This is a genomic window from Blastococcus sp. CT_GayMR20 (assembly GCF_004570345.1).
The window spans coordinates 1-8,794 of the sequence record NZ_SPQM01000168.1 but is presented as its reverse complement, the minus strand read 5'-3'; the positions used below and the strand labels follow the sequence as shown (position 1 = coordinate 8,794).

8 protein-coding genes and 1 pseudogene are annotated in these 8,794 nt (G+C 71.2%); 3 read left to right on the top strand and 6 right to left on the bottom strand.

Annotation, left to right across the window (positions count from 1 at the left end):
- On the bottom strand, positions 1-872 hold an 872-nt coding region (locus tag E4P40_RS23945), incomplete at its 3' end, for an MFS transporter (RefSeq protein ID WP_135160878.1).
- Positions 873-980: 108 nt separating this feature from the next.
- On the opposite strand from E4P40_RS23945, the gene E4P40_RS23940 reads away from it, so the two are divergent.
- Complete coding sequence (locus E4P40_RS23940; protein ID WP_135160877.1) at positions 981-1,262, top strand: hypothetical protein; 282 nt, start codon at positions 981-983, stop codon at positions 1,260-1,262.
- 46 nt (positions 1,263-1,308) lie between these two features.
- Here E4P40_RS23940 and E4P40_RS23935 read toward each other — a convergent pair whose 3' ends face one another.
- The 5 genes from E4P40_RS23935 to tcuA form a co-directional block, all read right to left on the bottom strand.
- The gene (locus E4P40_RS23935; RefSeq protein WP_245160553.1) at positions 1,309-2,121 is read right to left on the bottom strand and encodes an SRPBCC family protein; all 813 of its coding nucleotides are present in this window, start codon (positions 2,119-2,121) and stop codon (positions 1,309-1,311) included.
- Positions 2,118-4,520 carry a xanthine dehydrogenase family protein molybdopterin-binding subunit gene (locus tag E4P40_RS23930; RefSeq protein WP_135160876.1) on the bottom strand — a complete coding sequence of 801 codons (2,403 nt, stop codon included), beginning with the start codon at positions 4,518-4,520 and terminating at the stop codon, positions 2,118-2,120. The genes E4P40_RS23935 and E4P40_RS23930 overlap by 4 nt, the downstream gene beginning before the upstream one ends.
- A complete protein-coding gene (locus E4P40_RS23925; RefSeq protein ID WP_135160875.1) occupies positions 4,517-5,014 on the bottom strand; it encodes a (2Fe-2S)-binding protein in 498 nt (165 codons plus the stop codon). Before E4P40_RS23925 ends, E4P40_RS23930 begins: the two co-directional genes overlap by 4 nt.
- Positions 5,004-5,888 (bottom strand): xanthine dehydrogenase family protein subunit M, encoded by an 885-nt coding sequence (locus E4P40_RS23920; RefSeq protein WP_135160874.1) that lies wholly within the window; start codon positions 5,886-5,888, stop codon positions 5,004-5,006. The genes E4P40_RS23925 and E4P40_RS23920 overlap by 11 nt, the downstream gene beginning before the upstream one ends.
- A gap of 66 nt (positions 5,889-5,954) precedes the next feature.
- Positions 5,955-7,451 carry an FAD-dependent tricarballylate dehydrogenase TcuA gene (gene tcuA / locus E4P40_RS23915; protein WP_209305491.1) on the bottom strand — a complete coding sequence of 499 codons (1,497 nt, stop codon included), beginning with the start codon at positions 7,449-7,451 and terminating at the stop codon, positions 5,955-5,957.
- Positions 7,452-7,676: 225 nt separating this feature from the next.
- Here tcuA and E4P40_RS23910 point away from each other — a divergent pair, with 225 nt between their 5' ends.
- Entirely contained in the window at positions 7,677-8,555 is an 879-nt protein-coding gene (locus E4P40_RS23910; protein ID WP_245160552.1) for a MoxR family ATPase, read from the top strand.
- Positions 8,548-8,794, top strand: a pseudogene (locus E4P40_RS23905) (hypothetical protein); the annotation flags it as partial. The gene E4P40_RS23910 and the pseudogene E4P40_RS23905, both read left to right, overlap by 8 nt.

Here is an 8,794-nt window from a genome sequence, read left to right as displayed (position 1 = left end):
AGAACGCCCACGGCGCCCGTCGCCACGACCGGCAGGAAGGCGAGGAGCAGCTCCGGCCGGCGCACCCGTTCGAACAGGCGGCCCCACGCCACCCGGGCCACCAGTCCGACCGCTCCCATGACGGCGGCGGTCAGTCCGGCCGCACTCACGCTGAGACCGAGGTCCTCGTGCCCGAACAGGGGCAGGTAGACGACGGTCGCCTGCAGCGCACAGCCCAGGAGGAACGAGTACCCGGTCATCCACCACACGTCCACGGGCACCCGCCGCCGGATCCGCGCCGGACCCGCGTCGGCGCGGACGGACGTGCCGGGGACGAAGAAGTAGGACATCAGCAGAGTCGGCGCCAGGAGACCTGCTGCCACCGTGGCGGCGACGCGCCAGCCCGCGAGCACGGCCAGACCGGGTAGCAGCGCACCACCGACGACCTGGCTCAACTGGACGCCGCTCTGCTTGAGCCCGACCAGGGCACCCCGTCGTCCGGGGGGAACGTGCGTGGACACCAGCAGGTTGGTCGCCGGATTGGCGAGGGCCAGCAGGAACCCGGACAGAGCGACCGCGCCGAGCACCAGCCCGTACGTGGGGGCCGCGGCCACCAGGAGGAGGGAAGCACAGGCTCCTCCGCAGACGACCATCGTCGCTGGGCGGCCGCCCACGCGGTCCACCAGCCGACCACCGGCGGCCGAGAACGCGGCGGCCACGGCGAAGGCCACCATCGCGAAGGAGCCGAACTCCGCCCGAGTGAGGTCGAGGTCGTCCACCACCAGGGGCCCGAGCGCGCTCAGCGCGATCACGATGAGCGGCGGACCCGCCATGGTGAAGGTCAGCGTGGCGCCGAAGGCGACTCGTCGCGAACGCGACATCGGCGCGGTCACCGGGTCACCTCCGTGGCGTGCCTCGTCGAGGGCGTGACCGGGCCGACCCCGGCTTGTCAGTTCGCCGCGGTGGGTGGATGCTGCTCACCCCGCTGCGAGAGGAGACCGGTGTACGCGCTCTGCATCGAGATCGACGTGACGTCCATCGACTCCGATGCCGCTCGACGGCTCCCGGAAGAGCTGCTGGCCCGAGCGCCCGGCTTGGACGTCCGGGGTGAGGTCTGGGTCACCGTCGACGGCGACGAGGCAGTCGGGCTCCTGCTCTTCGAGAGCGAGGAGGGCGCCCGGGCCGCCGCCGGCCACTACGTCGTCGGCCAGCAGGTGGCGGCTCCCACGAGCGGCGCGACGATCAGGTCGGTGCGCGTGGGTTCCGTCGTCGCGCAACGCTAGGACGCCGGTCCAGGCGGAGCCCCTGGACCGCGCGAGCGGGACGTGCTCAGACGAGCCGGCTCTCGTGGCCGCAGGAGCAGACGATCGTCGCGCCCCGGGCCAGCACCGGACGTCGACCGGCGGACGATCTGCCCGCGACGGCACGGATCAGCAGGAGCAGCAGCGCGACCGCCGCCGCAGCCCCGGCGGCCCGCTTCGCGACCGGCCCGCCCGCGACGGCGAGAAGGTCGATCGGCTCGTCGCTCTCGCGTGCCGGTCGGACGGGTCGGGGCGGTGGGGTGCGCTCCGCCGACGTGTCGGACGGAACCCCCGGCCCGGCCTCCGGGGCCGCGGCCTTCGGGTCGGTGGACGGGCCACCGCCGTCTGCGGAAGGCGACGGATCCGCGGTGGCGCCGGCCGCGGGCAGTTCCTGCGGAGACACCATCTCCTCCCGCAGCCGCTCGGCGAACTGACCGATGAGCCGCTCGGAGACCTCCGCCATGACTCCGCGCCCGAACTGTGCGGGCTTCCCGGTCACGTGCAGGGAGGTGCGGACCTCGACCTCCGTGCCGTCACCGTCGGGCTGGAGGGTCGCGACGACCGTGGCCTTCGCCGTACCGCTCCCCCGCGCTTCCTTCGCCGATCCCTCGATCACGGCCCGGTGCGCCGCATCGTCCTGCTCGATGATCTTGGCCGTCCCACGGTAGGTGAGCGTCATGGCACCGAGCTTCACCTTGACGGAGCCGTCGAACTCGGCTCCTCTGGAGGCCTCGATCTTCGCACCGGGCATGCACGGTGCGATGCGCTCGATGTCGAGCAGTACCTGCCACGCCTCCTCGATCGGAGCGGGGATGGTGAAGGTGTTCCGGAGCTCGATCATCTCGGATCCTCTCGGTCGGCCGCCTCGAGAAGACGGACGACGGCTTGTGGTGACAGTGGCAGTGACTCGACGACGACGCCGAACGGGCTCAGCGCATCGACGACGGCGTTGGCCACGGCAGCGGGCGTGGCGACCGCCCCCGATTCGGCCATGCCCTTGGCGCCGCCGATGCTGTTGGGAGAAGGCGACTCGATGTGCACGACACCGATGTCGGGGATCTCCGGCGCGGTGGGCAGCAGGTAGTCCATGAACGTGCTCGTCAGGACCTGCCCGTCCGATCCGTAGAGCAGGTGCTCGAAGAGGGCGCCGCCGATGCCCTGGACCACGGCCCCGTGCACCTGTCCGTCCACGATCATCGGGTTGATCACCGTGCCGCAGTCCTCGGCGGCGACGACGTCGCGCAGCCGGACCTGCCCGGTCTCCGGGTCGACCTCCACCGTCACGGCGATGCAGCCGTTGCTGTAGCTGGCCTTCGGGTCGTAGAAGCGCGTGCTCGTGAGCTGTGGCTCGGCGACCGTGCTGCGGAGCTCGGGGTTGAAGTGGGCCGCGTGCGCGACGTCCCGCACGGTGAGGGAGTGCTCGGGCGCTCCGACGACGCTGACCCTGCCGTCCTCGAGCCGCAGGTCACCAGGGTCCACCTCGAGCATGGCGCCGGCGAGGGCGAGGATCGTGTCCTTGACGTCGGACGCGGCCAGGGTGAGGGCGCCACCTGTGACCACGGCCACCCGGCTGGCTCTCGTTCCGGCCATGCTCACCGGGGAGGTGGCGGTGTCGACCGGCAACAACGAGACGTCCTCGATGTCGACCGACAACTGCTCGGCGACCACCTGGCAGAGCGCCGTGGCGTGGCCCTGGCCCTGCGACGGCGTACCCGCGGCGATCAGGACCTTCCCGGTGTGGTCCATCGAGACGCGCGCGGAGTCGTGCGACGGGAAGGAGCTCGATCCCGCCTGACGTGCGCCCTCCGTGCCGAACCCTCCGGGTTCGACGTAGGGGCTCACGGCGATCCCGAGATAGCGCCCCTCCGCTCGCGCGGCCTGCTGTTCCTTGCGGAAATCCTCGTACCCGACGCGTTCCAGCACCGTCCGGAGGCACTCCTGGTAGCTGCCGCTGTCGTACACCATGCCGGTGCACGAGGTGTACGGGAAGGCATCAGCAGGCACGAGGTTCTGCATGCGCAGATCCGCAGGATCCCGCCCGATCAGCGACGCCGCGCGCTCGACGACGAGTTCACGCGCGGTGTGCCCGGCAGTCATGCCCACGCCGCGGTACGGCGCGACCGGCGACTTGTTGGTCACGACCGCGCTCATCTCGTACTCGTAGTTGGCGATCCGGTAGGGGCCGGGCATGAGCCGCGAGGACCAGAGCGGCTCGATGAGAGCGCTCGCGCTGTTGTGCGAGTAGGCACCGGCATCGCCGACGATGCGGCACCGGAGGCCCAGGAACGTGCCGTCTGCAGCCATGGCCAGCTCGACGTCGATGACCTGTTCCTTGCCGTGCGGCGCGGCCACGAGGTTCTCGTAGCGGTCCTCGAGCCACCGCACCGGCCGCCCCAGCCGGATGGCGGCCAGGCACACCGCAGCCTCCTCGACGCGGATCGGGATCTTCTGCCCGAAGGCGCCCCCGACGTCCGGCGCCTGCACGCGCACCCGGTGAGCCGGCAGGCCCGTCGCGTCCACCAGGCGGTTTCGCATGACGTGGGGTGACTGGGTGCCCGCCCAGACCTGCAGCTCCTCGGACCCGGGGTCGTAGCTCGCCACGATGCCGGCGCCCTCCATGGGCGAGGCCACGTAGCGGTTCCCGTGGTACCGGCCCTTGACCACGTGGGCGGCCTCCGCGAAGGCCGCGTCGGGGTCGCCGTTCTGCACGTGCTCGTGGAACACCACGTTCGACCCGAGCTCGGGGAAGAGCAGGTCCTGCTCCGAGACGGCGGCACTGTCCACGTCGACGTGGGCGGTCAACGGCTCGTAGGTCACGTCGACGAGCTCTGCGGCGTCCTCGGCGAGAGCGCGCGTCTCGGCGATCACGATGGCGACGGGCTCGCCGACGAAGCGCACCCGGTCGGACGCGAGGACCGGCTGCGGCGTCTTCTTCAACGTCGGAGCGGTGGCGTAGTCCACGAAGGTCACCGGAGCGAGGTCGGCCGCCGTGAGCACGGCCACGACTCCGTCGGCGACCCGGGCGTCCGCCACGTCGATCGCCGAGATCAGCGCGTGGGCCTGTGACGAGCGGACGAAGGCGGCATGGCACATCCGCGGCACGGTGATGTCGCCGACGTAGCGACCGGCCCCGGTGAGCAGCCGCCGGTCCTCCCGACGTGGGATGCGGGCGCCCACGACGGAGTGGTCGCGTCCGCGCTGGACCCCGAGCAGGGAGTCAGCAGTCGCCCTCGGGGTCATTCCGCGTCACCGTCGACCCGGCGCTCCCAGGTGCGGTCCGCGGTCCGGACCGCCTCCACGATGCCCTGGTACCCGGTACAGCGGCAGACGTTGCCCGAGATGGCGTCGCGGATCTCCTCGTCAGCCAGCCCTCGGCGCTCGCCGAGCACCTCGACGAGGGTCATCAGGAAGCCCGGGGTGCAGAACCCGCACTGCAGACCGTGGTGCTGCTGGAACGCCTCCTGCAGGGGATGCATCCCGTCGTCGCCGGCCAGCCCCTCGACGGTGTCGACGCGCGACCCGTCGGCGCCCACGGCGAGGACGATGCACGAACGGACGCTCCTGCCGTCGAGCAGCACGGTGCAGGCACCGCACACCCCGTGCTCGCACCCCACATGGGTTCCCGTCAGCCCGTGATGCTCTCGCAGGAAGTCCGCGAGGCTCGTGCGCACCGGTACCGAGGACCGGCAGAGCGCTCCGTTGACCTCGATCTGGACGAGTCGTTCACTCTCCATCTGCTTCTCCCTGAGCCCGTCGACCCGCCGCCTGCAGTGCCCGCGGCACCAGCGACCGGATGAGCCGTCGTCGGTACGACGCGTCCGCGAAGACATCCGTCCCGGGTTGGCACGTACGGGCGACGGCGTCGGCCACCGCGGCGCACGCGTCACCGTCCACCGGCGAGCCGACCAGCGTGGCCGCGACCTCGCTCGCGTCGAACGGGACGCTGTCCACTCCGGTGCAGACGACACGCGCCGCGCGACAGCGTCCGTCCTCGTCGAGGGTCACGACGGCACCGACGCCGACGATCGCGAAGTCCCCGTGCCGCTGCGCGAACTCCAGCCAGGCATGGCCGGTGCGCACGGGCCGACGAGGCAGCAGGACCTCGACGACCATCTCCTCGGGCTCGAGGACGGTCGTGAAGTAGGTCTGGAACAGGGCAGCGGCAGGGATCGTCCGGTCCCCGGCCCGGCTCACCGCACGCACCGAACCGCCGAGCACCGTCAGGACGGCCGGCATCTCGGCGGAGGGGTCGGCGTGCGCGATGCTGCCCGCGAGGGTTCCCCGGTTCCGGATCCCGATGTGGCCGACGGAGTGCAGGGCCTCGACGGCCAGGGGCGCTGCACCGCCGAGGACGGCGGACCGCTCGGCGGCGCGCTGGCGGACGAGCGCGCCCACGCGCAGGTGCCCGTCGTCGACCTCGATCCGGTCCAGCCCGGGGACACGGTTGATGTCGACGAGCACCGACGGAGTGGCCAGGCGCAGGTTCAGCAGCGGCCCGAGGCTCTGGCCACCCGCGAGGATCTTCACCTCGTCGCCGTGCGTGTCGAGGACGTCCAGGGCCTCGGCGAGAGTCGTGGGCGCGACGTACTCGAAGGGTGCCGGCTTCATGGACCTCCTCTCAGCTGGCCGGGCGCGGTCCGACCGCCCCGGGTGCCCCTGTCGACTGCTGTCGGCTCAGGCCTGTGCGTGAGCTGCCGCCTGCGAGCCGGCGATCCGGCCGAACACCGACCCCGACGTCAACCCGGTTCCCCCGGGGTAGTTGTTGTAGAAGAGACCGCCGACGAGCTCACCCGCCGCGTACAGCCCCGGGATGGGCGCCTGCTCGACGTCGAGCACCGCCGCGTCGGTGTTCACGTGCAGCCCGCCGAAGGTGAAGGTGACGCCGCACGTGACGGCGTACGCCCGGTACGGCGGCGTGTCCAGCTTGTTCGCCCAGTTGGACTTGGGCAGGTCCAGCCCCCGCGTTCCGCGCCCGTCCTTGACCGTCGGGTCGAAGGGCACGTCGTCCTGCACCGCTGCGTTGAACTCGTGCACGGTGGCCAGGAAACCCTCCGGATCGACGTCCTCCAGCTTGCGGGCCAGCTCCTCGAGGGTGTCGGCCTTCACCCGAGTGACCTCCCGGATGTGGTACTCGTCGCGGAGCAGCGGCACGACCTTCTCGTCGAAGATCTGCCAGGCGAACTTGCCCGGCTGGGCCAGGATGTCGTGGCCGTACTTCGCGTAGGTGTAGTTCCGGAAGTCGGCGCCCTCGTCGACGAAGCGCCGCCCCTCTGCGTTGACCATGATGCCGAACGGGTAGCTGTGCTTCTGGAAGCCGTCCCCGACGGACAGGTCCCCGTACGCGGGGGCGTTCATGTCCCAGCCCACCGCGTGCGCCCCGCTCCAGTTCCCGTAGGGCTCGGCTCCGACGTCCAGCGCCATGCGGATGCCGTCGCCGGTGTTGTAGCGGGTGCCGCGCACCTTGGCGAGGTCGTAGCCCGGGCCCAGGTACCGCGCCCGCCATTCGGCGTTCGACTCGAATCCGCCGCTGGCGAGGACGACGGCCTTCGCGTTGACGATCACGTCACCGTCGGGCCTGCGCACGACGACACCCGTGACGCCGTCGGGCCGCTGGTAGACCAGCTCCACTGCCCGCGACCGGTACCACACCGTGACGCCGCGCTTCTGCACCTCGTCGAAGAGGGACTCGATCAGCCCCGCCCCTCCGCCGTTCGCCTCGATGGTGAGGCCTCCCCAGAAGCGGAAGTGCCCCGCCTCGGTCCGGAAGGCCTGTCGTTGGTACATCGGGATGAACCGGATGCCGTTGCGCGTCATCCACTGCAGCGTGTCGAAGCTGCGGGTGATGAGCAGTTCCGCGAGCGTCGGGTCGGTGCGGTGCTGGGTGATCCGGGCCATGTCGTCGAAGAACTGCGCCTCGGTGTAGGACCCGTAGTCGTTGTTCTCGAGCTCCTCCGGCGTGAGGTCGGGAACCAGTTTGTGCAGGTCGTCGACACCCTCGTACACCACCCGGAACGCGCCGGCCGTGTAGGTGCTGTTGCCACCGCGTTGCGCCTCCTCGGCGCGTTCGACCACCAGCACCTCCGCACCGCTCTCCCGGGCGGCGAGCGCGGCGCACAGTGCGGCATTGCCTGCGCCGACGACGACGACGTCCGTTTCGGTGATCTCGGGCACGCCCCACCTCGCGAGTTCGATCATGACCCGGGGCCACGGCCGGCCCCCAGGCGCTCCCCGGAAATGTATACGGGCGCATACAGACCTGTCCATACTGGTGTCGGACGAGGTGTCCCGCCGCGGTCGACGCCGGTGGGTTGCGCGCCGATGGCGGGGGGCGACGCCGGGGAGCATCGTTCCAGGAAATGGGGCGCGACCGGGCGTCCGGGCGACGAGGGGGTACTGGTGGAGCGGGCACAGTTCGACACGGTGGACGCCGTCCTGGCTGCTCTCCACGAGCGGGGGTACGTCGCCGACAGGGGGCTCGGCATGGCCGTCCACCTGGCGCTGCGTCTGGGGCGCCCGCTCCTGCTCGAAGGGGACGCGGGAGTCGGCAAGACCGAGATGGCGAAGGTGCTCGCGGACCTCCGCGACGTCCCCCTGATCCGACTGCAGTGCTACGAGGGCATCGACGCCAGCCAGGCGCTGTACGAGTGGGACTATCCGCGCCAGCTCCTGCACCTGCGCATGGCCGAGGCGGCCGCCGACGCCGGCGAGTCCGTCACCCCCGACCTGTACACCGAGCACTTCCTCCTGGAGCGCCCGCTGCTGAAGGCCATCCGGGCAGGCTCCCGGGGGGTCCTGCTGATCGACGAGATCGACCGCGCCGACGACGAGTTCGAGGCGTTCCTCCTGGAGATCCTCGCGGACTTCCAGGTCTCCATCCCCGAGTTCGGCACCGTCGCCGCCGAGCAACCACCGGTCGTGATCCTCACGTCCAACCGCACGCGGGAGATCCACGAGGCGCTGCGGCGGCGTTGCCTGTACTACTGGATCGAGCACCCCAGTGTGGAACGGCTCGCCCGGATCATCCGGCTGCGTGCGCCGGAAGTGGACGTGCGACTGGTCCGGGACGTCGCCCATGCCGTCGCCCGGCTGCGCGCTCTCGACCTCTTCAAGCCGCCGGCGGTGGCCGAATCCATCGAGTGGGCACGCGCACTCGACCTGCTCGGCGTCGACCACATCGACGTGGACACCGCGCACGACACGCTGACGACCATCGTGAAGGAGCGCGAGGACGTCCTGAGGGTGCGCTCCTCCTTGCGGGACGTGCTGGGTGAGTGACCTGCCCGACGAGGTCGCCGGCCTCGTCCACCTGCTGCGCGCGGCCGGTCTGGAGGTCGGCACGCACCAGGCGATCACCCTCGTCGCCGCGGCGGGGCAGCTCGGACCGGAGATGACCGCCGCGGACCTGTACTGGGCCGGCCGTACGACTCTCGTCGTCCACCACGAGCAACTGCCCGTCTACGACCGCGTCTTCTCGGCCTGGCTTGCCGTGCGCGACCCCCGTCCGGCCGGCGAGG